Source organism: Mesorhizobium album (assembly GCF_033977205.1).
GTDB classification, from domain to species: Bacteria; Pseudomonadota; Alphaproteobacteria; order Rhizobiales; family Rhizobiaceae; genus Mesorhizobium; species Mesorhizobium album.
This window is the reverse complement of the sequence record NZ_JAVIIW010000003.1, coordinates 262,386-288,382: the sequence shown is the minus strand read 5'-3', so window position 1 is coordinate 288,382 and position 25,997 is coordinate 262,386. Positions and strand designations below refer to the sequence as shown.

Below are 25,997 nucleotides of genomic sequence, written 5' to 3'. Positions count from 1 at the left end.
GCCCATCCCGTCTCCGTGCTGCCCCCTCATCAATGACGAACAAAACCTGTGGCAAAAGACATAGGGCGAAAAAACGTCATCCCTCATTCTTGACCACGGTCATAAGAGTTATGTGGCCGAGCCGATGCGCCCGACGCCCGCCCTCTAGACCGAGGACAGCCCCGAGACGAAGACACGGTTTGACAGGGAACATGAGAGACTAGCGCATCGCACTGAAACGGATTCAGGCGACGCGCTTCAGGTCTTGTGTTTACGAGGGTGTTTCCCCAAACCGCCGCGCACTTTTGGGCGCCGTGCGCTAGCCGGCGCCAGCTTTCGGTCAGCTGGCGCTGCCCGAGGTGCGGGACAGGCCGTCCTTGGCGGGTTGATAGGTCGGATTGAGGCGGATGGCCTCGCGGTAGGATTTGGCCGCCTTCGCCTTGTCGCCGCGCTTCTCGTAGATGAGCGCCTGATTGGCCCAGGCTTCGGCATTCTTGGGGTCGAGCTTGATAGCCATGTTGAAGTCGGAGAAGGCGTTGTCCTCGTCATTCGTGGCGAGATAGGAGAGGCCGCGGCCGTTGTAGGGCTCGGCCGCGTCCGGCGCCAGCGAGATCGCGGTCGAGAAATCCTCGATGGCGAATTTGTGCTGGCCCTGGCTCTGATAGATCAGGCCGCGATTGTGGTAGGCGCGCGCATCGGTCGTGTCGAGCTGGATCGCCTTCTGGAAGTCGTTGAAGGCGTCGTTGACGCGGCCAGCCTTGCGATAGAGATTGCCGCGGCCGATATAGGCGGCGTCGTAATTCGCGTTGATCTGGATCGAGCGGTTGTAGTCAGCGAGTGCCGCCTGCTGATTGCCGAGGAAGCGCTGGATGAGCGCCCGGTTCGAATAGGCCTGGTAGAAATTCGGATTGAGCTGGATGGCGGTGTCGAAGTCTTTCAGCGCCGCCTGGTACTGACCGCCGCGGCCATAGGCCGAGCCCCGCACATTATAGCCCTCGGGATCCTGCGGATTGCGCTGGATCACTGCCGTCAGCGAGGAGATGTTCTCGCTCGACCCTTGCGCCTTGTCGATGTTGTTGAACTCGCCAGTCGGTGTCGTCTGGCATGCTGCAAGCGTCAGGCCCGAAAGCAGGGCCGCCGTCAGGGCGAAGCCGCGAAAGGCGGTTCTGCGCTCCACGGAAATAGCGTTCATCTCAGTCCTCACTGGCGCCGCGCCGTCAGGTCCGTTCCCTCTCCGAACCGGCTCGAATGCATAAACAAAAAGGTGGCGGCGATTCCGCATCGCGCCACCCTCGGTATCCTTCGAAAAGGACGAAAAATTGGCGTATCAGCGCGGCGAACGCGATGCGCCTGCAGCACCGGCCGGAGCCGGGCGCGGGGTCATCGGCAGCAGGCCTTCGCGCTGGGCGCGCTTGCGGGCCAGCTTGCGGGCGCGGCGGACGGCTTCCGCCTTTTCGCGGGCACGCTTCTCGGACGGCTTCTCGTAGTGACCGCGCATCTTCATTTCGCGGAAAATACCTTCGCGCTGCATCTTCTTCTTCAGCGCGCGAAGCGCCTGATCAACGTTGTTGTCGCGGACGAGTACCTGCACGTGCAATCCTGTCTTCGAGTTTGAATTCATCAGGCAAACGACCATAGCCGCTTGCCTCCGCAGTGACCTGCACCGCGAATTGTGCCGGCTGATAGCAGAATCAGGCCGTGCTGTCCACCGTTGATTATAGGAAACCGCGATCAAAAACCGGCGCGCCGCGCCTCGCCGCTCCTGGCCTTAGGCCGTCATCAGGTGGAGGCGCGCGAAATCCTCGAAAAACTCGCCATAGTCGCAGGTGATTTCCTCGCCGGTGGCGATGTCCCGGATGGCGGTGGCGCCGCCATATTGCGAGAAATCGGTGTTCGGCCGCTCGGAATGGTTCATGAAGCGGCCGTTGTCGACCTCATAGACCATGAAGCCAGGCTTGTCCGGGCTCGGATAGGCGTAGCGGTCGAGCAGTTCCCTCAGATGCGGCGGCGCCGCCTCGTACTTCTCCATCGGAATCAGCCGGTCGAAATCGGGATCGAGCCGCCAGATCGAGGCGCCCTTCCTGATCGGCTCGGCGGCGAAAACGCCGACGCCTTCGATGGCGCTCTGGGCGACATAGGTTCTGATCAGCAGCATCGTTCCGGCCCGTTTTCGACGGGAAACCAAATCGTCAAAACGGACCGGATTGCAAGGCCGTGGTGCGAGATTTCAGCGGATGAGCATGTTTGCTGTCTTGCCCAACCGATCACGTCCGGTTGATCGACACGCCGCCATCGGCAAACAGCGCCGTGCCGGTGGTGAAGCTCGAGGCGTCGGAGGCAAGGTAGAGCGCCGAACGGGCGATCTCCTCCGGCTGGGCCACACGCTTCAAGGCATGCAGGTTTTCGACGAATGTCCGCGATTCCGGCGTCTTGAACGTCGCGGCGGGCGTATCGGTGCCGCCCGGCAGCAGCGCGTTGACGCGAATGGCTTTCGGACCGTATTCGGCGGCAAGCACCTGCGTCAATCCGTTCAGGCCGGCCTTGCTCGCCGCGTAGCCGGCCATGCCGGGCATGCCGACGGTGTGGCCGACAAAGGTGGAGGTGAAGATCAGCGAACCTCCGCCCTGTTCGATCATTGCTGGCACCTGGTATTTCGCGCCAAGAAACGCGCTGGTGAGATTGGTATCGAGCGTCTCGCGCCAGCCCTCCAGCGACAGGTCGGAAATCGACCCCATCTGACCGACGGCTCCGACATTGTTGAAGGCGATGTCGAGGCCGCCGAACCTGCCCACCGCCAGATCGACGAGGGCCTTCGCATAGGCTTCGTCCCTGACGTCGCCGGCAAGTACTACAGCGGTGCCGCCTGCCGCTTCGATCTCGTCGACGAGTGCGTCGAGCTCAGCCTGGCGCCGCGCCGCGACCACGAGGCTGGCGCCCTGCTCGGCGAAGAGTCTGGCGGTGGCGCGGCCGATGCCGGAACTGGCACCGGTGATTATGGCGACCTTGTCTGTCAGTGCGAACATTTTTCCTCGTCCTTCCTCTGTGCCGGCCTTGCCGGCGGTCGGACGCTTGGTCGCAAATCGGCATTCCGGCAGCCACCCGAAAGCTGCCTTGCCGATCGGATTGCGCGTTGTCGGGCAGGCGCCGCGCAGCTGTGGCGCAAAACGGCAAGGGCCGTCGCAAACAGCGCAAGGGTGGCAGCGCGGTTTCGCTAGTGATACTCCTCGCGTGACGGGCGGACGACATCCGCGATTTTTGGCGCGAGGCTACAACGTGAAGAAATATTCGGTATTCGCCATTGCCCGCGAGGCGATGCGCGGCCACAAGGGCTGGGAAGAGCAGTGGACCTCGCCCGAGCCGAAGAAGGAATATGATGTCATCATCGTCGGCGCCGGCGGCCACGGCCTGGCGACGGCCTATTACCTGGCGAGCGAGCATGGCATCACCAATGTCGCGGTGCTGGAAAAGGGCTGGCTCGGCGGCGGCAACACCGGCCGCAACACCACCATCATCCGCTCCAACTATCTCTATGACGAGAGCGCCGGCATCTACGATCACGCGCTGAAGCTGTGGGACGGGCTCTCCCAGGAGCTCAACTACAACGTCATGTATTCGGCGCGCGGCGTCATGATGCTCGCGCACAATGTGCATGACGTCCAGGTGTTCAAGCGCCACATCCATGCCAACCGCCTCAACGGCATCGACAATGAATGGCTGACGCCGGAGCAGGCGAAGGAATTCTGCCCGCCGCTCAATATTTCCAAGGAGGCGCGCTATCCGGTGATGGGCGCGGCACTGCAGCGCCGCGGCGGCACGGCGCGCCACGATGCGGTCGCCTGGGGCTATGCTCGCGGCGCCTCGGCGCGCGGCGTCCACATCATCCAGAACTGCGAGGTCACCGGCATCAAGCGCGCGGCCAATGGCGCCGTCACCGGCGTCGAGACGACGCGCGGCTTCATCGGCGCCAAGAAGGTCGGTGTCGTCGCCGCCGGCCATTCGTCGGTCATCATGGACATGGCCGGCGTGCGCATGCCGTTGGAGAGCTATCCGCTACAGGCGCTGGTGTCGGAGCCGGTCAAGCCGGTGGTGCCCTGCGTGGTGATGTCGAACACGGTGCACGCCTATATCTCGCAGTCCGACAAGGGCGAGCTGGTGATCGGCGCCGGCACCGACCAGTATGTCTCCTATTCGCAGACCGGCGGCCTGCACATATTGCAGCACACGCTCGACGCCATCTGCGAGATGTTCCCGATCTTCACGCGCATGAAGATGCTGCGCTCCTGGGGCGGCATCGTCGACGTGACGCCGGACCGCTCGCCGATCCTGGCGAAGACGCCGGTCAAGGGCCTCTACGTCAATTGCGGCTGGGGCACGGGCGGCTTCAAGGCGACACCGGGTTCGGGCAATGTCTTTGCCCACACGATCGCCAAAGACGACCCGCACCCGATCAATGCGCCCTTCACCCTCGAGCGCTTCCGCACCGGCCGTCTCATCGACGAAGCGGCTGCGGCGGCGGTGGCGCACTGATGCCAACATTTTTCCTGAGGCTTTGCGATCAACCGGCCGGCGCCCGCGTCGGCCATGGCGAACTGTAGGATCGACCGAAAATGCTTCTCATCCGCTGTCCCTATTGCGAGGAAGAGCGCCCCGAACTCGAGTTCCGCAATGCCGGCGAGGCGCATGTCGTGCGCTCGACCAACATCGCCGGCGAGAGCGAGGACGATTTCGAGAAATACTTCTTCATCCGCGCGAACCCGAAAGGCGTCATCTATGAGCGCTGGCGGCATATCCATGGCTGCGCGCGCTTCTTCAACGCCGTGCGCGACACCGTCACCGACAAGTTCGTCATGACCTACAAGGCCGGCGAGCCGAAGCCCGCCAAGCTGCCTGGAGCCTCGAAATGAACGCCGCGTTCCGCATTTCCGGTGCCGGGCGTCTCAGCCAGGCCAAGACCGCTTCCTTCAGCTTCGACGATAAGCCCTATACCGGCATCGAAGGCGATACGCTCGCCTCCGCGCTGCTCGCCAACGGCGTGCATCTGGTCGGCCGTTCCTTCAAGTACCACCGGCCGCGCGGCTTCCTGTCGGCCGGCGCGGAAGAGCCCAACGCGCTGGTGCAGATCGTGCGCGACGACGCGCGCAAGACGCCGAACGTGCGGGCGACCGTGCAGGAGCTCTATGACGGCCTCACTGCCCATTCGCAGAATCGCTGGCCTTCGCTCGCCTTCGACGTCGGCGCGGTCAACGATCTTGCCTCGCCGATGTTCTCGGCGGGCTTCTACTACAAGACCTTCATGTGGCCGAAGTCGGCCTGGAAGAGCCTCTACGAGCCGCAGATCCGCGCGGCCGCCGGCCTTGGCGTTTCTCCGGACCGGCCGGATCCCGACCATTATGCGGCGCGCTATGCGCATTGCGACGTGCTGGTGCTGGGCGGCGGTGCCGCCGGCATCGCCGCGGCGCTCGCCGCTGCAGAAACCGGCGTCAGGGTGATCCTCGCCGACGAGCAGGCCGAATTCGGCGGCAGCCTGCGCTTCGAGAGCGGCGCCAAGATCGACGGCGAGAACGGATTTGCCTGGGCGCAAGCCGCGGTCGCGAAGCTCAAGGCCATGGACAATGTCCGGGTGCTCTCGCGCACGACTGCTTTTGGATATTACGCGCAGAACTTCGTCGGCCTGGTCGAGCGGGTGAGCGACCACCTCAAGACCCCTGGCCGCGAGCTGGCGCGCGAGCGCCTGTGGCAGGTTCGCGCCAAGCGCGTCGTGCTGGCGACCGGCGCCATCGAGCGGCACATGGTGTTCGCCAACAACGATCGGCCGGGCGTCATGCTGGCGTCGGCGGCGCGCACCTACCTCAACCACTATGGCGTCGCGGTCGGCAGGAATGTCGGCGTCTACACGGCCAACGACTCGGCTTACGCGGCCGCGATCGACCTGAAGAAGGCCGGCGTCAATATCGCCGCGATCGTCGACCTGCGCGACAACCCGTCGGGGGCGGTGATCGACGAGGCGAGGGGCCTCGGCATCGAGATCAATTTCGGCCGCGCGGTGGTCAGCGCCGGCGGCAAGCTGCGCGTCTCGTCGATGACCGTGCAGCCGAAGAATGGCGGCGGCGAGCGCAAAATTGCGGTCGACGCCATCCTGATGTCGTCCGGCTGGACGCCGTCGGTGCATCTCTTCTCGCAGTCGCGCGGCAAGGTCGACTTCAATGAGGAGACGCGGCGCTTCGTGCCTGGAACCTACGCGCAGGACTGCGTGTCGGTCGGCGCCTGCAACGGCACGGACGGTCTGGACGCTACGGTCGACGAGGCCTATGCGGCGGGTGCCAAGGCTGCGAAGGAGGCCGGTGGCAAGGCAGGCAAGGGCGCCAAGCCGAAGGTCGATGCCGGCGAGAGCTGGTCGCGCGGCATGCTGGGCGCCGCCCCCGGCGCCGGGCCGGGCACTACCGTCAAGGCCTTCATCGATTTCCAGAACGACGTCACCGCCAAGGACATCCGCCAAGCGGTGCATGAAGGCATGCATTCGATCGAGCACGTCAAGCGCTTCACTACGAACGGCATGGCAACCGACCAGGGCAAGACCTCCAACATGCACGGCCTGGCGATCGCCGCCGAGGTGCTGGGCAAGCCGATCCCACAGGTCGGCCTCACCACCTTCCGACCCCCCTACACGCCGGTGACCTTCGGCTCGATCGTCGGCCATGCGCGTGGGGCCTTGTTCGACCCGACGCGTCGGACAGCGACCCATGGCTGGGCGGCGGCGCATGGCGCGGTGTTCGAGGATGTCGGGCAGTGGAAGCGCGCCTGGTATTTCCCCAAGGCCGGCGAGGACATGCATGCCGCCGTCAACCGCGAATGCGTGACGGTGCGCAAGACGGCGGGCCTGTTCGACGCCTCGACGCTCGGCAAGATCGAGGTGGTCGGGCCGGATGCGGCCAAGTTCATGGAGCTGCTCTACACCAACCCCTGGGAGAAGCTTGAGCCCGGCCGCTGCCGCTACGGCATCATGCTGCGCGAGGACGGCTTCATCTATGACGACGGCGTTGTCGGCAGGCTGGCGCCGGACCGCTTCCATGTGACGACGACCACCGGCGGCGCGCCGCGTGTCATGCACCACATGGAGGATTACCTCCAGACCGAATTCCCGCATCTCAACGTCTGGCTGACCTCGATCACCGAGCAGTGGGCGGTGATCGCGGTGCAGGGGCCGAAGTCGCGTGAGATCATCGCGCCGCTGGTCGAAGGCATCGACATGTCGGACGAGGCGATGCCGCATATGTCGGTGCGCGAGGGCAAGATCTGCGGCGTGCCGACGAGGCTGTTCCGCATGTCCTTCACCGGCGAGCGCGGCTTCGAGGTCAACGTGCCGGCCGACTATGGCGAAGCGGTGTGGGAAGCGCTGTGGGCCGAGGGCCAGAAGCATGGCGCGACCGCCTACGGCACCGAAACGATGCACGTGCTGCGCGCCGAGAAGGGCTACATCATCGTCGGCCAGGACACCGACGGCACGGTGACGCCGAACGATGCCGGTCTCGACTGGGCGGTCGGCAAGAAGAAGAGCGACTTCGTCGGCATCCGCGGCATGATGCGAACGGATCTTGTCGCCAAGGGCCGCAAGCAATTGGTCGGCCTGAGGACCAAGGATCCGAAGGTGGTGCTGGAAGAGGGCGCGCAGATCGTCGCGGATCCGAAACAGGCGATCCCGATGAAGATGATCGGCCACGTCACCTCCAGCTACTGGTCGGAGAATTGCGGGCGCTCGATCGCGCTCGCGCTGATCGCCGGCGGCCGCGACCGCATGGGCAAGACGCTCTATGTGCCGATGCCGAACGGCACGATCGAGGTGGAGGTCACCGGCATGGTGTTCGTCGACGAGAAGGGAGAACGCCTCAATGGCTAAGGCTGCCGTCAAGACAAAAGCCGATGAAGCCTCGGTCGAGCGGCGGCCAGCACTTGCCGGCCGTGCGGTGTCGGCACCAGGCGTCAAGGTCGAGATCCTGCCGCCGGCCGAACGCATTTCGCTGCGGGCGCTGGAGACTTCTTTCGCCCCGCTCTCCGAGGCGCTCGGCGTGACTTTGCCGACCAAGCCGAAGACTTCGGCGGCGAAGGACGGTCGCACTGCCTTGTGGCTCGGACCGGACGAATGGCTGATCATCGACGAGGCGGGCAACGATCCACTGGCCGACTGCGCCAAAGTTTCGGCGCTGCATTCGGCGGTCGGCATCTCGCATCGCAACGTTGCGATCTCGGTCGCCGGGCCGGCGGCCGCGGTGACGGTCAACTCAGGCTGCCCGCAGGACCTGTCGCTTGACGCGTTCCCGGTCGGTGCGGCGTCGCGCACCATCTTGGGCAAGGCCGAGATCGTGCTGCTGCGCACTGCGGCCGATGCCTTCCGGGTGGAGTGCTGGCGTTCCTTCTCGGACTATGTCTTTACTTTACTGTCGGAAGCGGCGGGCGACGCGGCGAACTGATCTTTCCGGCAGCCGATGCTGCAGGAACCATCGCCGGCCCATTCCGTTGTCTGCGACGAGAATGGTTCAGCGTTCCGTAGGATCGCCGAACCCCTTAAACGCCTGTTTTGATGCAATTCCGGACGGAAAACCGCTGCGTACTTTTCCTGGAATTGCTCTAAAGCGCGTCGCGATCTTTCAGATTCGCTCCATGCGCTTTAGGTTTTTGATTTTACGCATGTCTCTATCCCGAAACCGGTTCCCACTTTCGGGAGACATGCTTTAGCGGAGGAAAAGCCGATGCCGTCCAAATCAGCACCGAAGTCGCCCGGAAAGACGGCGGCGGTCCGTTCGCTCGAGCAGGAGCGGCATCGCGTTATCGAGGAAGAAGAGCTCGAGGAAGGCCTAGAGGATACGTTCCCGGCCAGCGACCCGGTGTCCGTCACCGGCACCTCCATTTCCGGCTCTCCCGCGAAGCGCAGCAAGGCTGGAGACGCGCCGGCAAAGAAATAGGCGGCCGGCAGATCGCCTAATGCGCCTAAAGCGCGTCGCGATCTTTCAGATTCGCTCCATGCGCTTTAGGTTTTGATTTTACGCATGTCTTTATCCCGAAACCGGCTCCCACTTTCGGGAGACATGCTTTAGGCAGGACGAAAAAGGGCGGCCAAGTGCCGCCCGTTTTTCATCTCAAGTTTGCGGCGCTTAGAGGCCGGGCACGAACCAGGGGTTCACGTCCATGCCGAGCCGCGGGCCCTTGGTCGTCTGGGTCTTGGCGGCGTCCGCCTTTTCGATCGAACCGGTCGCGCTGCAGTCAAGCGTTACATTTGCCTTGGTCTGAGCGCAGGCAGCAGGGGCGTGCTTGGCCGGTTGATTCGAGCCGGCGAAAGCGGCGCCAGAGAAAGCCAGCACGGCAGCGAGAGCGAGGATCGTCTTTTTCATCTTCCGTCTCCAGTAATTCCGTACATGTACAATGCGTCGTACATATACGGTTAACGAAAGCTGAATTCAAGGAGAATTTTGTACGCGTACGAAAAGTTTTCTCGAACGTAGGAATTCGCCGCCCCGAATCAAGCGATCGGGGAGGAAAACCGGCAGGGACAGCCCGTCAGCAGTTGATGGGTGTGTCGGTGAGCGGGGGGATGTCCTGCGCCGACAGGGAGGCCAGCATGAAGTCGCACATGCGCTTCACATAGGCCTGCGGGTCGCCGAACGGATAGAAGGGAAAGGTGATCAGCAGCGAGATTGTGCCGTGGCCGACGGTCCACAGCATGGTGGCGATGGCGCGCGGGTCACCTTTGAGCTTGCCGGCGGCGACACAGGCCTCGACCCTTTTGATCAGCACCTTCATCGCCGGGTTGCCCTCTTCCATGTCCTCGTAGCTGCGGCCTTCCGGCAGCCGCGTCTTCTCGGTCATGAAGACGGTGCGGTATTCATTGGGGTTACCGAGCCCGAAGGCGGCATATTCGGTCATCACCGCCCGCAGCGCCTCAACGGGATCGTCGGCAGGATGCTCCTCGATGCGCCTGGCCAGCGTTTCGAACGCGTCCTCGGCGAGCGCGAACAGGATGTCCTGCTTGTCGGCGAAGTAGGAATAGACCGACATCGGCGCGTAGCCGACACGCTTGGCCAGCTTGCGGATGGTAAGCCCTTCGTAGCCCTCTTCCTGGACGAGCTTGTGGGCCGCGTCGACCAGTTCCGAGCGAAGTTCAGCTTTCTGTTTTTCGCGGCGTTTCTGAACGCTCAGCGCCAATGTCCGCCTGCCTTTGTGGTTGGTTGCCTTACGAAATTATATACGCTGTACGGCAACGGACAAGAGAGCAGGCTGGTTCCCTGGCGTCCGCTCCAACGCGCTGTTAAGGCCTTGGCCGCGCCGCTGCTGAGGCCGCCCCGTGATCAGCACCGTCGCTCCATCGAAGCGGCCCATTCAGCCGTTTTCAAACCTTCTCGTCGATCAGCTGCACGGCGAGCGCGGCAAGCAGCTTCACCGCCTCGCCATAGGTCTTGGCCTTTTCCGGATTGGAGGCGTTGCCGTCCAGCGCGCGGCGGTAGACACCCTGGCAGATCGCCGCGAGTCGGAAGAAGGAGAAGGCGAGGAAGAAGGTCCAGTTGCCGATCCCCTCGAGCCCACGCCGACGGCAATAGGCGGCGACATAGGCTTCCTCGGACGGCAGGCCGGCCGCCGCGCGATCGACGCCGCCGAGGCCGCGAAAGCCGGACGCATGCGGCAGCCGCCACTGCATGCATTGATAGGCGAGGTCGGCAAAGGGATGGCCGAGCGTCGACAACTCCCAATCGAGCACGGCGACGACACTCGGCTCGTCCTTGGCGAAGATCATGTTGTCCAGCCGGTAGTCGCCATGCACCAGCGAGACCCGGCCGTCATCGGCCGGCATATGCGTTTCCAGCCAGGCAATCAGCCGATCCATGTCGGCGATCTTTTCCGTCTCGGAGGCGTGGTACTGGCTGGTCCAGCGGGCGAACTGGCGCTCGAAATAGCTGCCGGGCTTGCCGAAATCGCTTAAGCCCACGGCCCCGATATCGACATCGTGCAAGGCGGCAAGCGTCGCATTCATGGCGTCGTAGATCGCGGCGCGCTCGTCGTTGCCGGATGCGTCCGGCACGGACGGATCCCAGAAGATGCGGCCGTCGAGATACTCCATGACATAGAACATGCGGCCGATCGGCGAATCCTCGCTCGCGAGATGCAGCATACGCGGCACCGGCACGGCAGCGCCGGCAAGCGCCCGCATGACGCGGAACTCGCGGTCGACCTGGTGCGCCGATTTCAAGAGCTGTCCCGGCGGCTTGGCGCGCAGAACGTAGCGGCCGCTGGCGGCGGTAAGCAGATAGGTCGGGTTCGACTGCCCGGCCTTGAATTTTTCGATTGCGGAAAGCCCGGCAAAGCCCGGGATATGCGCTTCGAGGTAGGGCGCAAGCGTCGCTTTGTCGAGCGCAAGCGCAGACTTGTCGAGCGCAAGCGCCGACTTGTCCAGCGCGTTGGCATCGCCGTTCATGCGGTCTCGGGCTGACGCTCGATCAGCGTGAGCGTCAGCCAGCGCGCCGTCAGCGCCGGCTTCTTCGAACCCTCGATCTCGATGGTCACGTCATGCGCCGTCTGCACCCAGCCGGAGGGCCTCACCTTGACATCCGCCAGCACGAAGCGCGTGCGGATGCGCGAGCCGGTCTTCACCGGCGCCAGGAAGCGCAGCGTGTCGAAGCCATGGTTGACGCCCATCTTGGTGTTTTCGATCGGCGGCATGGTCTCGAAGGTCATGGCCGAGAGAAGCGACAGCGACAGGAAGCCGTGCGCGATGGTGCCGCCGAACGGCGTCTCGCGCGCGGCGCGCTCCGGATCGCAATGGATGAACTGGTGGTCGTCGGTGGCGTCGGCGAACTGGTCGATCATGCGCTGCGTCACCGTGCGCCAGGGCGACACGCCGACTTCCTTGCCGACGCTGGCCAGCAGCGTATCGAGACTGATCGGTTCCACGCGATATCCTCCGCACCCCCGCCCGGATAACGGGCGCCTTATTCCTTGAACAACGTCATCCCGTGCTGCACCGACTGGCCGCCGTCGATCGGCAGGATGGCGCCGGTGACATAGCTTCCGGCACGGCTGCACAAATAGAGCGTTGCGCCCGCAATGTCATCCGCTACCCCGATGCGGCCGAGCGGAACGTGGCTGCCGACATGTTTGGCCTGCTCCTCGGTGGCGGTGGCAAATGCCGTCATGCGGCTCTGAAAGGGGCCGGGCGCAAAGGCGTTGACGGTGATGCGGCGGGCGGCGAACTCGATCGCCAGCGTGCGCGTCAAATGATGCACCGCGGCTTTGGAGGCGGTGTAGGAATAGGCGTCGTCGGCAAGCGGCTGGGTGCCCATGACCGAGCCGAGATTGATGACGCGGGCCGGATCCTCGTCGCTCGCGGCGGCGTCGAGCAGCGGCAAAAGCTCCCGCGTCAGATGAAAGACGGCGGTGACGTTGACGCCGAACACCTTGGCCCAGGCGTGATAGGGAAATTCCTCCAGCGGCGCGCCCCAGGAAATGCCGGCATTGTTGACCAGGATGTTGAGCCGCTCCGTGCGAGCCTTTACCTCGGCGACCAGCGCGGCAATGCCCGCTTCGCTGGATACGTCCCCGGCAAACCCCTCGGCCCGGCCCGCGCCGCCGAGCGCGTTGAGCTCGCCGGCTACCCGGATGCAGTCCTCGCCCTTGCGCGAGGCAATCATCACGGTGGCGCCGGCCCGGACCAATGCGGTTGCGGCCATGCGGCCGATCCCGGTCGCGGCACCGGTCACAAGTGCTGTCTTGCCGGCGACCGAGAACAGCTTGTCCAAATAGCTCATCCTAAATTCCTCCCACATGCCTCGTCCCAACCGGAGCCGAAGGACGCGCGTTGACAAGGCTAGCCGAAGTGCGGTCATCCTTGCCATGGGGGTAAAGACTTCGAAAGGGCCGGAACCGATGGCGGACATGAATCTCGGCATGACCGAGCGGCTGAAGCCGATCCACCAGCGCGTGGCGGCGATGGTGCGCGACGAGATCGCGCCGCTCGGTGAGGAGTTTCTGGCCGAGGTCGGCAAGAACGGCGACCGCTGGGCCTATACGACCAGGCAGACCGAGATACTGGAAGGCTTGAAGAAGACCGCGCGGGAGCGCGGCCTGTGGAATTTCTGGCTCACCGATTCCAAGCGCGGCTACGGCCTGTCGACGGTCGAATACGCCTATCTGGCGGAGGAGATGGGCAAGGCGCATCTCGGCGCCGAGACCTTCAACTGCTCGGCGCCCGACACCGGCAATATGGAGGTGTTGGAGCGCTACGGTTCGGAGGCGCATAAGCAGCAATGGCTGGAGCCGCTGCTCGAGGGCAAGATCCGCTCGGCCTATCTGATGACCGAGCCGGACGTAGCCTCCTCGGATGCGACCAACATTGCGATGCGCTGCGAGCGGCGCGGCGGCGATTATGTGCTCAACGGCGAGAAATGGTGGGCGTCGGGCGCCGGCGATCCGCGCTGCGCCGTCTATATCGTCATGGTCAGGACCGGCTCGGACGACGAGCCGCAGCATCGCCGGCATTCGATGATCCTGGTGCCGGCGGACAGCAAGGGCGTCACCAAGCTGCGGCCCATGCAGGTCTATGGCGACGACGACGCGCCGCACGGCCATATGCATCTGAGATTCGACAATGTGCGGGTGCCGGCCGCGAACTTGATCCTCGGCGAGGGCAGGGGGTTCGAAATCGCGCAAGGCAGGCTGGGGCCAGGCCGCATCCATCACTGCATGCGGGCGATCGGCCAGGCCGAGATGGCGCTGGAGATGCTGTGCCAGCGTTCGGTGCGGCGCGAGGCCTTCGGCCAGTCGCTCGCCAGGCTCGGCGCCAATTTCGACATCATCGCCGAATGCCGCATGGAGATCGAGATGGCTCGGCTGCTCTGCCTCAAGGCGGCGTGGATGATCGACCAGGGCGATGCGCGCGCCGCTGCGCCCTGGATTAGCCAGATCAAAGTGGTAGCACCCCGCGTCGCGCTCAAAGTCACTGACGAGGCGGTGCAGATGTTCGGCGCGCAAGGCATCAGCCAGGATACGCCGCTCGCGCGCTCGTGGACGCATCTGAGAACCCTGCGGCTTGCCGACGGACCGGACGCCGTGCACCGGCGGCAGGTGGCGCGCGCCGAGCTCAGGAAATACACTCAGGAGAAGGTCTGACAGCCATGGCGCTTCCGTCGGAAATGAAGGCCTTGCTGCTTGTCGGCGACGGCTACACCAAGACGCCTTCGGCCGGCGCGCTGGAAGCGATGGAGCCTTATCTTCGGCCTGGAAGCATCGCCGTGCCGACGCCCGGGCCGGCGCAGGCGCTGATCAAGGTCAGCCTCGCCTCGATCAACCCGTCCGACATCGCCTTCATCAAGGGGCAATATGGCCAGCCGCGCGTGAAGGGGCAGCCGGCCGGTTTCGAAGGCGTCGGCATCGTCGTGGCGACGGGCGAGGATCCTTATGCGCGAAGCCTCGAAGGCAAACGGGTCGCCTTCGCCACCGGTGTGTCGAACTGGGGCTCGTGGGCCGAGTATGCGGTGGCGGAGGCTGCGTCCTGCATTCCGCTGCTCGATACGGTGCGCGACGAGGATGCCGCGGCGATGATCGTCAATCCGCTCACCGCGCTCGCCATGTTCGACATCGTCAGGCAGGAGGGCGAGAAGGCCTTCATCATGACTGCCGGCGCCAGCCAGCTCTGCAAGCTGATCATTGGGCTGGCGAAAGAGGAAGGTTTTCGACCGATCGTCACCGTGCGCCGCGACGAGCAGATCCCGCTGCTGAAAGGTCTCGGCGCTGCGCATGTACTCAACGAGCAGGCGGCGGATTTCGAGACGACGCTGCGCGAAGCGATCAAGGCCGAGCAACCGCGCATCTTCCTCGACGCCGTGACCGGGCCACAGGCTTCGGCAATCTTCTGCGCCATGCCGAAGCGCTCGCGCTGGATCGTCTACGGCCGGCTCGATGCCGAGCCGACGGTGATCCGCGAGCCCGGCCAGTTGATCTTCCAGCACAAACGCATCGAAGGTTTTTGGCTGGCCGAATGGATGCGTGCGTTTCGCGACCGGCTCGGCCCAGCGGTGCTGGAGGCGCAAAAGCGCTTTTCCGACGGACGCTGGTCCACGGACGTGACAGCGGTGGTGCCGCTGGATGAAGCGATGACAAGACTGCCGGCCGAGCTGGCCAAGCCGAACGGCAAGGTGTTCGTTAAGCCGTAGCTCTTACCCTCTCCTTGTTGTGGTGAGGGCTGGCAAAGGAGCCTCGCTCTTTTGCCAGGGTCGCGGCCGCAGAACGACCGTCGGATACCGGTTACGCACCTTTCCTGGAATTGCTTCAGCGCAGGCTTTCCAGATCGCGGATGCGCTTGGCGCCGGCCGCTTCGAGCTGCCTGGTGACCGCGCCGATCAGCGTTTCGGCGACGACGAAGAGGGCGGCGGACGAATCCCATGCCGAAGGCACCGCCGTGCGTCCGGCGATCACATGGCGGGCGAAGCGGGCGATCGGCGACAGCCACTGATCGGTGAAGAGCACGATCTGCACGCCGCGCTGATGCGCCTTCTCGGCAAAGCGGATCAGGCTCTCCTGGTAGCGACGGATATCGAAGATGACCAGCACGTCGCGCTTGCCCATATCGATCAGCCGGTCGCGCCAGATGCTCTCCTGGCCGGCAAGGTGATAGACATCCGGCTGGATGATGGCGAGGTGAGCAGCCATGTAGCGCGCCAGCGGGTCGGTGAAGCGGCCGCCGATCAGGAAGGTCTTGCCGCGCCGCTCGGCAAGTGTCGTGGCGATGTCCGCCAGCTGCTTTTCGGACAGATGCCGGAAGGTCTCGCGCATGTTGTCGAGCGTCGCCTCCAGCATCGGCGAAACTGCACCGCCGCTGCCGGGCGACGCGGGGTTGAGCGTGCGCGATGCCGGGGACTGCAGCTGCGCCGCCAACTCATCCTGCAGCGCCGACTGGAATTCGGGATAGTTCTGGAAGCCCAGTCTCGCGACGAAACGCAGGATCGTCGGCGAGGAGACACCCGCCGCGGCCGAGAACTCGGCGACCGTCTTCAGCCCGGTCAGCGGGTAGTTGGAAATCAGCGTCTGCGCGGCGCGGCGTTCGCCCGCGGGCATGGCGCCGATTCGGTCCGAGATCAGTTCGGCAATGCTGGAGATCATCGTTTTCCCCACCCTTTGGCCTGGTCGGCGCCGTTTTCGGAATTCCGCGTTTGACAAAGCCGGACAAAGTGTATGAAATCATCCACAGGGACGCAATGAGGCAAAATACGTAACATACGATACAGTGCTCCCCAGGGGACGACAGTATGGAGAAAGCACGGCCCGCCAGCCTTGCAGCGTCGGAAACCGTAAGGGTGACCAACCCCGGCGGCTCGAGCCCCTTCGTCTTCACCTGCGATCACGCCTCGAACTTCCTGCCGGCCGAATTCGGAACGCTCGGCCTGCCCGTCGAGGACCTTTCCCGCCACATCGCCTGGGATCCGGGCGCGCTTCCCGTCGCCAGCCGCATGGCCGAGGCGCTCGACGCCACGCTGGTCGAGACCTGCGTCTCGCGCCTCGTCATCGACTGCAACCGGCCGCTCGACGCGCCGGATCTCGTGCCGCCGGTCAGCGAGACGACGGCCATCCCGGGCAACGCCGGACTTTCGGAGAAGCAGCGCACCGCGCGGGTAGACCTGGCGTGGCGCCCGTTCCACGACACGATCGCCGAGATCATCGAGCGTCGGCTGGCGCGCGGCCAGGAGACGCGGCTGGTGTCGGTGCATTCCTTCACGCCGGTCTACAAGGGCAGAAGCCGGCCCTGGCATATCGGCATCATCCATGATGACGACCGCAGGCTGGCGGCGCCGCTGATATCGGCGTTGCAGCGTCTTGCCGGCGTCACCGTGGGAATCAACGAACCCTATTCGCCGGCCGACCGCGTCTATTTCACGCTGGAACGGCATGCGCGCCCGCGCGGCCTTGCCTGCGCGATGATCGAAATCCGCAACGACGAGATATCCGGCGAGACCGGGCAGCGGAAATGGGCGGATCTGCTCACAGGCATATTTTCGAATCTGGAGCCCGAGGAGGCCAGGGGCTCCCGACAACGCGCAATGGGAAAGTCAGTACAGTCGGCCAGCTAAGAACCAACAGGGGACTAAAATGTCAGCGCAAGACTATACGGAACACGACAAGCACGAGGACTTAAAGGTCCTCCACGGAATGGGCTATGCCCAGGAATTGTCGCGAAGCATGAGCCGCTTCTCCAACTTCGCGATCTCTTTCTCGATCATCTGCATCCTTTCAGGCGGCATCAATTCCTTTGCCCAGGCCACGTCCTCGATCGGCGGCGCCGGTGCCGGCATAGGTTGGATTGTCGGCTGCGCTGTTTCCGGGTTCTTTGCCCTCGCCATGGCGCAGATCGCCTCGGCGTTCCCTACGGCGGGCGGCCTTTATCATTGGGCCTCGATCCTCGGCAACCGGTTCACCGGCTGGCTCACCGCCTGGCTCAACCTGCTTGGCCTGATCACCGTGCTGGGCGCTATCAACATCGGCACCGCCTTCTTCTTCGTCGGAACGTTCGGCAGCTGGTTCGGCATGACCGGCACCCCGGGCGAGATCGTCGGATTTGTTGCCGTCATCACTGTGATCCAGGCGCTTTGCAACCACTTCGGCATCAGGCTGACCGCCATGCTGACCGACGCTTCCGGCTTCCTGATCCTTGGCGCAACGGCGGTGCTGATCGTCGCCTGCCTGGCATTTGCCCCGGCAATCGACGTTACCAGGCTTTGGACATTCACCAATTATTCGGGCGACGCCGGCGGCGGGGTTTTCCCGCAGTCGGATTCCTTGACCTATCTGTTCCTGCTCAGCCTGCTGCTGCCGGTCTATACCATCACCGGATATGACGCGTCGGCGCATACTTCGGAAGAAACGCTGAAGGCGGCGCATTCCGTTCCGCGAGCGATCATTTCGTCGGTGCTCTGGTCGTCGCTTATCGGCTGGGCGATGGTCAGCGCGATCACTCTGGCAATCCCCGACCTGGCGGCCGGCGCCAAGCAGGGCTGGAGCGTCTTCTTCTCGACCATGGACGCGATCCTGCCGGTTTGGCTCAAGGAACTGCTCTATCTGGCCATCCTGATCTCGCAGTTCCTCTGCGGTCTCGCCACCGTAACCTCGGCGTCGCGCATGCTTTTCGCCTTCTCGCGCGACGGCGGCATGCCGGTTGGCTCGGCCTCGCTTGCCAAGGTCAGCCCGACCTGGCGCACGCCCGTCCACGCGATCTGGACGGCTGCTGTTCTCGAGATCATCTATGTGTTCCTTGCCCAGTTCATCTCGATCGGCGGCACCAACATCTACACCATCGTCGTCAACTCGACGCTGGTCTTCCTGTTCCTGTCCTTCACGATCCCGATCGTGCTCGGCATGATCACATTCGGGACTGCGAAATGGCCAAACGCCGGCCCATGGAACCTCGGCGCTGGCCTGTTCAAGCTGGTTTGCATCCTGTCGGTCGTGGGCATGGCGATCATCTTCTACATCGCCGTCCAGCCGCCGAACGATAAGGTGCTTTATATCACCATCGGCTTCATCCTGCTGACTGCGGTGCTGTGGTTCGGCTTCGAGAACCGACGCTTCCGGGGCCCGCCGATCGGCGAGGAAATCGCCAGGCGCCAGGCCGCCATCAAGATGGCCGAACAGGCAGTCGGCGAAACCGGCAACTGATACTTTGCCTCATGACCATGGCCGGCATTTCGCCGGCCATGGTTTCCCTTTCAATCGACAAGCACTGGAGTGCCAAAGGAATGGCCGGGAATTTCTCCTTCGATCAGTTGAAGCAAGCGGTCTCGAACGGCGAGATCGACACGGTGCTTGCCTGCATCGTCGACATGCAGGGCCGGCTCGCGGGAAAGCGCTTCCTGGCCCAGTACTTCGTCGATTCAGCCCATGGCGAGACGCATGGCTGCAACTATCTGCTGGCCGCCGACATCGATATGGAGCCGGTGCCCGGTTACAAGGTGGCGAGCTGGTCGAAGGGCTATGGCGACTTCGTCATGAAGCCCGATCTTTCGACGCTCAGGCGCATTCCCTGGCTCGAGAAGACGGCGCTGGTGATCTGCGACGTGCTCGATCATCACGACCATGAGGACCTCTCGCATTCGCCGCGCGCCATCTTGAAGAGTCAGGTCCAGCGGCTCAAGGGGCGCGGCTATATCGGCTATTTCGCCTCCGAGCTTGAATTCTACCTGTTCAGCGAGACCTACGATTCCGCCCGCAAGAAGCACTGGCAGGGCCTCGACACGGCTTCGCCCTATATCGGCGACTACCAGATCGGCATCACCACCAAGGAAGAGGGCGTCATGCGCCGGCTTCGCAACGAGATGGAGGCGGCCGGCATCCCGATCGAGAATTCGAAGGGCGAGTGGGGGCCTGGCCAGGAAGAAATCAATGTGCGCTATGCCGAGGCGCTCGAAATGGCCGACCGCCATGTCATCCTGAAGAACGGCGCCAAGGAGATCGCCGAGTCCGAAGGCAAGGCGATCTCGTTCATGGCCAAATACAATTACGGGCTCGCCGGCAATTCCAGCCACATCCACAATTCGCTGTGGAGCGCCGACGGCAAGACGCCGCTGTTCTTCGACAAAAACGCGGAGTGGACAATGTCGAGCCTCGGCCAGCAATGGGCGGCCGGCCAGCTCAAATACGCCAAGGAGTTCACCTGGTTCCTGGCGCCCTACATCAACTCCTACAAGCGCTTCCAGGCCGGCACCTTCGCGCCGACCAAGATCATGTGGAGCGAGGACAACCGCACCGCCGGCTTCCGGCTCTGCGGCGAGGGCACCAAGGGCATCCGCATGGAGTGTCGCATCGGCGGCGCCGACCTCAATCCCTACCTCGCCTTCGCGGCGCTGATCGCGTCGGGCCTCGCCGGCATCGACGAGAAGCTGGAGTTGCAGAAGCCGTTCGTCGGCGATGCCTATCAGGCCTCGCAACTGCCCGAAATCCCGAAGACGCTGCGCGACGCCACCGAGACACTGGCGAACTCCGCCATGCTGAAGCAGGCCTTCGGCGAGGATGTGATCGAGCACTACGTGCACACCGCCCGCTGGGAGCAGCTCGAATACGACCGCCGCATCACGGATTGGGAACTGCACAGGGGGTTCGAGCGGTACTAAGGGGCCGGTTTAGCGTCGGCGCTGCCCCTTACCCTCTCCTCGTGAAGAACGGGGAGAGGGAGGCGCCAGCGCAGGGAGCTTCTCCTTCTCCCCGTCACTATACGGGGAGAAGGTGCCGGCAGGCGGGATGAGGGGCAGCGCCGCGCCACATGATTTCGATTGTTGTAAAAACTGCGAGGAAGAAATGACCGAAACGGTCAAACTAAAATCCCCCATCGACGGCTCGATCTATGCCGAGCGACCGGTCGCGAGCGACCAGGCGATCAACGCGGCGGTCGAGCGCGCCAAGGCAGCGCAGGAGAAGTGGGCCGAAACGCCGGTCGTCGAGCGCGGCAAATACATGCTGGCAATGCTTGAGGCACTGGTTGCGATGACCGACGAGATCGTGCCGGAGATCGCCTGGCAGATGGGTCGGCCGGTGCGCTATGGCGGCGAGTTCGGCGGCGTCAAGGAACGCACCAACTACATGGTCGAGATCGCCGAGCAGGCGCTCAAACCTGTGATGGCTTCGAATCCCAAGGACGGGTTCCGCCGTTATGTGAAGAAGGTGCCGCTGGGCGTCGTCCTGGTGATCGCGCCGTGGAACTATCCCTATCTGACGGCCGTCAACACCATCGTGCCGGCGCTGATGGCTGGAAGTGCGGTCATCCTCAAGCATGCGGCGCAGACGCTGCTGGTCGGCGAGCGCTTCCAGCAGGCCTTCGACAAGGCCGGCCTGCCCAAGGGGCTGTTCCAGAACCTGGTCATGAACCACGGCCAGACCGAGAGGCTGCTGGGATCCGGCAAGATCGACCATGTCAACTTCACCGGTTCGGTCGCCGGCGGCCGTGCCATCGAGAAGGCGGCGGCAGGCACCTTCATGACGCTCGGCCTCGAGCTCGGCGGCAAGGACCCGGCCTATGTGCTGCCCGACGCCAAGATGGACCATGCGGTCGCCAACCTGGTCGACGGCGCCTTCTACAATTCCGGCCAGTGCTGTTGCGGCATCGAGCGCGTTTATGTGCACGAGAAGGTCTATGACGAATTCGTCGAAGGTTTTGTCGCCGAGACGAAGAACTATGTCGTCGGCAATCCGCTTGAGCAGGCGACGACCATGGGGCCGATGGCGCAGGCGCGCTTTGCCGACCTGATCCGCGAGCAGAAGGCCGAGGCGCTGCGCAAGGGCGCCAAGGCGCACATCAACATGAAGGTCGAGAACGACAGGCCGGGCTCGCCCTATCTGGCGCCGGAAGTGCTGACCAATGTCGACCACCAGATGAGCGTCATGCGCGAGGAAAGTTTTGGGCCGATCGTCGGCATCATGAAGGTGCGCGACGACGAGGAGGCGATCGCGTTGATGAACGACAGCCCGTACGGGCTGACGGCCTCGATCTGGACGCGCGACACCGAGCGCGCGGTGGCGATCGGCGACCGCGTCGAGACCGGCACGGTGTTCATGAACCGCTGCGACTATCTCGATCCGGCGCTGGTCTGGACCGGCGTCAAGGACACCGGCAAGGGCGCCGCACTCTCGGCCATCGGCTACGACAATTTGACCCGGCCGAAATCCTACCACCTGCGTGAAGCGATCTGATTTCGAAAGACAGGCCATGTCCAAGCTCATCTCCAAATGGAACTACCCCACCACTGTCCGCTTCGGTGCCGGGCGCATCAAGGAACTGCCGGATGCGCTGGCCGCGGCCGGCATCAAGCGGCCGCTCTTCGTCACCGATCCGGGGCTGGCCAAGCTGCCCGTCGTCGCTTCGACGCTGAAGATCCTCGACGATGCCAAGGTGCCCTATGGCGTGTTTTCCGAGGTGAAGCCGAACCCGGTCGAGTCCAACCTCACCGCCGGCATCGCCGTGTTCAAGAAGGGCAAGCATGACGGCGTCATCGCCTTCGGCGGCGGCTCGGCGCTCGATCTCGGCAAGCTGATCGCCTTCCAGGCCGGGCAGACGCGTCCGGTGTGGGATTTCGAGGATATCGGCGACTGGTGGACCAGAGCCAATTCGGACGCGATCGCCCCGATCATCGCGGTGCCGACCACGGCCGGCACCGGCTCAGAAGTCGGCCGCGCCGGCGTCATCACCAACGAGGAGACCCACACCAAGAAGGTCATCTTCCATCCGAAGCTTCTGCCGGCGATCGTCATTGCCGATCCGGAGCTGTCGGTCGGCATGCCGCCCTTCATCACGGCCGGCACCGGCATGGACGCGCTTGCCCACTGCCTCGAGGCTTATTGCGCCCCAGGCTATCACCCGATGGCCGACGGCATCGCCGTGGAAGGCATCCGGCTGGTGTTCGAGAACCTGCCCAAGGCCTTCGCCAACGGCAAGGATCTGGTCGCCCGCGCGAATATGATGAGCGCCGCCGCGATGGGCGCCGCGGCCTTCCAGAAGGGGCTGGGCGCCATCCACTCGCTGTCGCATCCGATCGGCGCGCTCTACGACACCCATCACGGCATGACCAATGCGGTGTTCATGCCCTATGTGCTCGCCTTCAACCGCGAGGCGATCGAGGACCGCATTGCGCGGCTCGCCGCCTATTGCGGCATCAAGGGCGGCTTCGACGGTTTCGCCAAGGCGGTCATCAAGCTGCGCAAGGAACTCAAGGTGCCGCATGCGCTGCCCGGCCTGATCAAGGGCCTGGACATGGACAAGAAGCGCAAGGCGCTGATCGCCGACATGGCGGTGGTCGACCCGACCGCCGGCGGCAACCCGGTCAAGCTGACCAAGAAAGCGGCGCTGACGCTGCTCGAAAATGCCATTGCCGGTGCTGTCTGAGGGCGGATTTCGGTGCCGGAATTTGATGTCGAAATCGAAGGGAAAGGAAGGGCAAAGGGCGGAAGGCAAAGCCAAATATAATTAGCCGGAAAAAGAATCGCGGGACGATTGCTACAGCCGGTTAAAAAGAGTTTACTTTTTCGTACTGCGGGGTGCCGGTTTCACAAAGCTTTCATCTGGCTGTCACACGAAAACGATACCGCATCGCAGGCGTCCAATGGCGTCAGTTCAACGGAGAGAACACATGTTCAAATTCACGGGGAAGGTGCTTTCCCTTTCAGCCGCGGCGCTGTTTGCGTCGACGGTGATTTCGTCCGCGGCTTCGCTGGACGATCTCGCCAAGGCGGCGAAGGCGGAAGGCGAACTCACGGTCATCGCGCTGCCGCATGACTGGTGCGGCTATGGCGCCGTCATCGACGGCTTCAAGGCCAAGTATCCGGACATCAAGATCAACGAACTCAACCCTGACGCCGGCTCGGGCGACGAGGTCGAGGCGATCAAGGCCAACAAGGACAACAAAGGCCCGCAGGCGCCCGACGTGATCGACGTCGGCCTGTCGTTCGGCCCGTCCGCCAAGAAGGACGGCCTGATCCAGGCTTACAAGGTGTCGACCTGGGATTCGATCCCGGACAGCGCCAAGGATGCCGAAGGCTATTGGACCGGCGACTATTACGGTGTGCTGTCCTTCCTGGTGAACAAGGATCTCGTGAAGGAAGCGCCGGCCGACTGGGCCGACCTTTTGAAGTCGGACTATGCCAACACCGTCGCGCTCGCCGGTGATCCGCGCGCCTCGAACCAGGCGATCCAGGCGGTCTACGCCGCCGGCCTTTCCGGCGGCGCTGCCGCTGGCGAAGCCGCCGGCACCGCCGGCCTCGACTTCTTCAAGAAGCTCAATGCCGCCGGCAATTTCGTGCCGGTCATCGGCAAGCCGGCGACGCTCGCTCAGGGCCAGACCCCGATCCTGGTTACTTGGGACTACAACGCGCTCGCCGGCCGCGACACGCTGAAGGGCAATCCGCCGGTCGACGTCGTGGTGCCGAAGACGGGCGTCGTCGCCGGCGTCTACGTGCAGGCGATCAGCGCCTTCGCGCCGCATCCGAATGCCGCCAAGCTCTGGCTCGAGTACCTGTACTCCGACGAGGGCCAGATCGCCTGGCTGAAGGGCTATTGCCACCCGATCCGCTTCAACGATCTCTCCAAGAACGGCAAGCTGCCGGCCGACGTGATGGCCAAGCTGCCGCCGGCTGAAGCCTACGCATCGGCCGTCTTCCCAACGCTCGACGAGCAGGGCAAGGCGAAGGAAGCGATCACCAAGAACTGGGACGCCGTCGTCGGCGCCAACGTGAAGTAAGCTTGAAAATCGTCCGGGCGGCCACTTGGTCGCCCGGACCCTCACCGAAGACGGTACCGGCGCATGACCGATCTCTCGCTTTCAAACAAGGCCATTGCAGGCAAGACCGCGCCGCCCAGCGAGGCCCGGGCCTTGCGACTGCCGACGCAATGGCTCGGCGTTGCGCCTTTCTTCATTTTCGCTGTCATGTTCCTGATCCTGCCCACGCTCTACCTGATGCTGGGCGCGTTCCAGAACGAGGCGGGCGAGTTCACGCTGGAAAACATCGCCGCTCTGTCAGAGCCAAACATCGTTGCCGCCTATTGGATATCGATCAAGGTCAGCCTGGCTTCGGCGCTGATCGGAGCCTTTGCCGGCTTGGCAATAGCCATCGCCATCGTGCGCGGCGGCCTGCCGGACTGGATACGCTCGGCGACGCTCACCTTTTCCGGCGTCGCTTCCAATTTCGCCGGTGTTCCGCTGGCCTTCGCCTTCCTTGCCACCCTTGGCCGGCTCGGCCTTGCGACCGTGCTGCTGAACACGCTTTTCGGTCTCAACATCTATGCGCACGGCTTCAACATCCTGTCCTTCTGGGGCCTGACGCTGACCTATGTCTATTTCCAGATTCCGCTGATGGTGGTGATCATCGTGCCGGCGATCGACGGGCTGAAGAGGGAATGGGGGGAGGCGGCCGCGACGCTCGGCGCCACCACGGCGCAATATTGGCGCATGGTGGTCATTCCGGTGATCTGGCCGAGCTTTCTCGGCACCGTCATCCTGCTCTTCGCCAACGCCTTCGGCGCCATCGCCACCGCCTATGCGTTGACCGGCTCGTCGCTCAACATCGTGCCGATCCTGCTTTATGCGCAGATCCGCGGCGACGTGCTGCACAACGCGCATCTCGGCTATGCGATCGCCTTCGGCATGATCGTCATCACCGGGCTGGCCAATGTCTTCTACATCTGGTTCCGGACACGCTCGGAGAGGTGGCTGAAATGAAGACCGGACGCTTCTGGGCTTGGGTGGTCTTCATTCTCGGCGCGGCCTATTTCTTCATCCCGCTGATCGCGACGGTGGAGTTCTCCATGCGCATGCGGCGCGGAGCTTATTCCTTCGACGCCTACCAGATTGTGCTGGGCGATGCGCGCTTCCAGGCAACCTTCATGTATTCGGTGATCGCCGCCATCTTCACCATCATTCTCGGCGTGCTGGTGGTGGTGCCGGCCGCTTACTGGATCAGGCTGCGCCTGCCGCAGATCAGGCCGCTGGTGGAGTTCATCACACTGCTGCCGCTGGTCATCCCGGCCATCGTCATCGTATTCGGCTATATCAGGATGTATGGCTCGAACTCGCCGCTGCCGTTCCTGGCCAACAACACGGCCACCAACGCACTCCTGGTCATCGGTTATGCGACGCTGTCGCTGCCCTACATGTACCGCGCCGTCGACACCGGGCTTCGCACCATCGACGTGCGCACGCTGACGGAGGCGGCCCAGATCCTGGGCGCCGGCTGGGGCACGATCATCAGCCGCGTCATCCTGCCCAATGTGCTGATCGCGGTGTTGTCGGGTGCATTCCTGACCTTCGCCATCGTCATCGGCGAGTTCACCATGGCCAGCCTGCTCAATCGTCCGGCCTTCGGCCCGTATCTGCAGAATATAGGCGCCAACCGCGCCTACGAGCCGGCCGCCCTTGCCATCATCGCCTTCGCCATCACCTGGGGCTGCATGTCGCTGATCCAGATCCTATCTCGCTTCGCGCCGAAATCGGCGAATAGACCGAACTGACCGA

General features: G+C 63.8%; 25 protein-coding genes. 15 read left to right on the top strand and 10 right to left on the bottom strand.

All coding sequences use genetic code 11. The features are described from left to right. Positions 1–319: 319 nt before the first annotated feature. The 4 genes from RFN28_RS04470 to RFN28_RS04455 form a co-directional block, all read right to left on the bottom strand. On the bottom strand, positions 320–1,171 hold the full coding sequence (locus RFN28_RS04470; RefSeq protein WP_320286160.1) for a tetratricopeptide repeat protein: 852 nt from the start codon (positions 1,169–1,171) through the stop codon (positions 320–322). Between the two features lie 135 nt (positions 1,172–1,306). Further along, positions 1,307–1,570, bottom strand: coding sequence for a 30S ribosomal protein S21 (rpsU, locus tag RFN28_RS04465; RefSeq protein WP_040969057.1), 264 nt, complete (start codon positions 1,568–1,570; stop codon positions 1,307–1,309). Positions 1,571–1,747: 177 nt separating this feature from the next. Next, positions 1,748–2,134, bottom strand: coding sequence for an SET domain-containing protein (locus tag RFN28_RS04460; RefSeq protein ID WP_320286159.1), 387 nt, complete (start codon positions 2,132–2,134; stop codon positions 1,748–1,750). Positions 2,135–2,243: 109 nt separating this feature from the next. Further along, the gene (locus tag RFN28_RS04455) at positions 2,244–3,002 is read right to left on the bottom strand and encodes an SDR family oxidoreductase (RefSeq protein ID WP_320286158.1); all 759 of its coding nucleotides are present in this window, start codon (positions 3,000–3,002) and stop codon (positions 2,244–2,246) included. Positions 3,003–3,252: 250 nt separating this feature from the next. Between RFN28_RS04455 and RFN28_RS04450 the strand changes: the two genes are divergently transcribed. The 5 genes from RFN28_RS04450 (at position 3,253) to RFN28_RS04430 (ending at position 8,936) form a co-directional block, all read left to right on the top strand. Then, positions 3,253–4,506 (top strand): sarcosine oxidase subunit beta, encoded by a 1,254-nt coding sequence (locus RFN28_RS04450; RefSeq protein WP_320286157.1) that lies wholly within the window; start codon positions 3,253–3,255, stop codon positions 4,504–4,506. Positions 4,507–4,586: 80 nt separating this feature from the next. Then, entirely contained in the window at positions 4,587–4,883 is a 297-nt protein-coding gene (locus RFN28_RS04445; protein ID WP_320286156.1) for a sarcosine oxidase subunit delta, read from the top strand. After that, positions 4,880–7,873, top strand: coding sequence for a sarcosine oxidase subunit alpha (locus RFN28_RS04440; RefSeq protein ID WP_320286155.1), 2,994 nt, complete (start codon positions 4,880–4,882; stop codon positions 7,871–7,873). The genes RFN28_RS04445 and RFN28_RS04440 overlap by 4 nt, the downstream gene beginning before the upstream one ends. Continuing rightward, positions 7,866–8,444 carry a sarcosine oxidase subunit gamma gene (locus RFN28_RS04435; protein WP_320286154.1) on the top strand — a complete coding sequence of 193 codons (579 nt, stop codon included), beginning with the start codon at positions 7,866–7,868 and terminating at the stop codon, positions 8,442–8,444. Before RFN28_RS04440 ends, RFN28_RS04435 begins: the two co-directional genes overlap by 8 nt. A 279-nt stretch (positions 8,445–8,723) precedes the next feature. Then, complete coding sequence (locus RFN28_RS04430; protein WP_320286153.1) at positions 8,724–8,936, top strand: hypothetical protein; 213 nt, start codon at positions 8,724–8,726, stop codon at positions 8,934–8,936. A 189-nt stretch (positions 8,937–9,125) separates the two neighbouring features. Here the strand turns inward: RFN28_RS04430 and RFN28_RS04425 are convergent, their stop codons facing one another. From RFN28_RS04425 to RFN28_RS04405, 5 genes are all read right to left on the bottom strand, one after another. After that, a complete protein-coding gene (locus RFN28_RS04425) occupies positions 9,126–9,362 on the bottom strand; it encodes a DUF680 domain-containing protein (RefSeq protein ID WP_320286152.1) in 237 nt (78 codons plus the stop codon). Positions 9,363–9,528: 166 nt separating this feature from the next. Then, positions 9,529–10,173, bottom strand: coding sequence for a TetR/AcrR family transcriptional regulator (locus tag RFN28_RS04420; RefSeq protein WP_320286151.1), 645 nt, complete (start codon positions 10,171–10,173; stop codon positions 9,529–9,531). 184 nt (positions 10,174–10,357) lie between these two features. Beyond that, positions 10,358–11,437 carry a phosphotransferase family protein gene (locus tag RFN28_RS04415; protein WP_320286150.1) on the bottom strand — a complete coding sequence of 360 codons (1,080 nt, stop codon included), beginning with the start codon at positions 11,435–11,437 and terminating at the stop codon, positions 10,358–10,360. Beyond that, positions 11,434–11,913 carry a MaoC family dehydratase gene (locus RFN28_RS04410; protein ID WP_040969021.1) on the bottom strand — a complete coding sequence of 160 codons (480 nt, stop codon included), beginning with the start codon at positions 11,911–11,913 and terminating at the stop codon, positions 11,434–11,436. Before RFN28_RS04410 ends, RFN28_RS04415 begins: the two co-directional genes overlap by 4 nt. A 38-nt stretch (positions 11,914–11,951) precedes the next feature. Continuing rightward, a complete protein-coding gene (locus tag RFN28_RS04405) occupies positions 11,952–12,767 on the bottom strand; it encodes an SDR family oxidoreductase (protein WP_320286149.1) in 816 nt (271 codons plus the stop codon). Between the two features lie 118 nt (positions 12,768–12,885). On the opposite strand from RFN28_RS04405, the gene RFN28_RS04400 reads away from it, so the two are divergent. Further along, positions 12,886–14,127 (top strand): acyl-CoA dehydrogenase family protein, encoded by a 1,242-nt coding sequence (locus RFN28_RS04400; protein WP_320286148.1) that lies wholly within the window; start codon positions 12,886–12,888, stop codon positions 14,125–14,127. 5 nt (positions 14,128–14,132) lie between these two features. After that, positions 14,133–15,170 (top strand): zinc-binding dehydrogenase, encoded by a 1,038-nt coding sequence (locus tag RFN28_RS04395; protein WP_320286147.1) that lies wholly within the window; start codon positions 14,133–14,135, stop codon positions 15,168–15,170. Positions 15,171–15,285: 115 nt separating this feature from the next. Here RFN28_RS04395 and RFN28_RS04390 read toward each other — a convergent pair whose 3' ends face one another. Beyond that, positions 15,286–16,116: a MurR/RpiR family transcriptional regulator gene (locus tag RFN28_RS04390; protein WP_320286146.1), complete on the bottom strand. Its 831-nt coding sequence runs from the start codon at positions 16,114–16,116 to the stop codon at positions 15,286–15,288. 146 nt (positions 16,117–16,262) lie between these two features. Between RFN28_RS04390 and RFN28_RS04385 the strand changes: the two genes are divergently transcribed. From RFN28_RS04385 to RFN28_RS04350, 8 genes are all read left to right on the top strand, one after another. Next, complete coding sequence (locus RFN28_RS04385) at positions 16,263–17,081, top strand: N-formylglutamate amidohydrolase (RefSeq protein WP_320286145.1); 819 nt, start codon at positions 16,263–16,265, stop codon at positions 17,079–17,081. 19 nt (positions 17,082–17,100) lie between these two features. After that, complete coding sequence (locus tag RFN28_RS04380) at positions 17,101–18,663, top strand: amino acid permease (protein ID WP_320286144.1); 1,563 nt, start codon at positions 17,101–17,103, stop codon at positions 18,661–18,663. Positions 18,664–18,743: 80 nt separating this feature from the next. Then, positions 18,744–20,114, top strand: coding sequence for a glutamine synthetase family protein (locus tag RFN28_RS04375; RefSeq protein WP_320286143.1), 1,371 nt, complete (start codon positions 18,744–18,746; stop codon positions 20,112–20,114). 184 nt (positions 20,115–20,298) lie between these two features. Continuing rightward, a complete protein-coding gene (locus tag RFN28_RS04370) occupies positions 20,299–21,687 on the top strand; it encodes an aldehyde dehydrogenase family protein (RefSeq protein WP_320286142.1) in 1,389 nt (462 codons plus the stop codon). Positions 21,688–21,703: 16 nt separating this feature from the next. Further along, complete coding sequence (locus RFN28_RS04365) at positions 21,704–22,876, top strand: iron-containing alcohol dehydrogenase (protein WP_320286141.1); 1,173 nt, start codon at positions 21,704–21,706, stop codon at positions 22,874–22,876. 244 nt (positions 22,877–23,120) lie between these two features. Then, entirely contained in the window at positions 23,121–24,227 is a 1,107-nt protein-coding gene (locus tag RFN28_RS04360; RefSeq protein ID WP_127859259.1) for an ABC transporter substrate-binding protein, read from the top strand. 63 nt (positions 24,228–24,290) lie between these two features. Further along, positions 24,291–25,205, top strand: coding sequence for an ABC transporter permease (locus RFN28_RS04355; RefSeq protein ID WP_320286140.1), 915 nt, complete (start codon positions 24,291–24,293; stop codon positions 25,203–25,205). After that, positions 25,202–25,993 (top strand): ABC transporter permease, encoded by a 792-nt coding sequence (locus RFN28_RS04350; RefSeq protein ID WP_320286139.1) that lies wholly within the window; start codon positions 25,202–25,204, stop codon positions 25,991–25,993. The genes RFN28_RS04355 and RFN28_RS04350 overlap by 4 nt, the downstream gene beginning before the upstream one ends. Positions 25,994–25,997 lie beyond the last annotated feature (4 nt).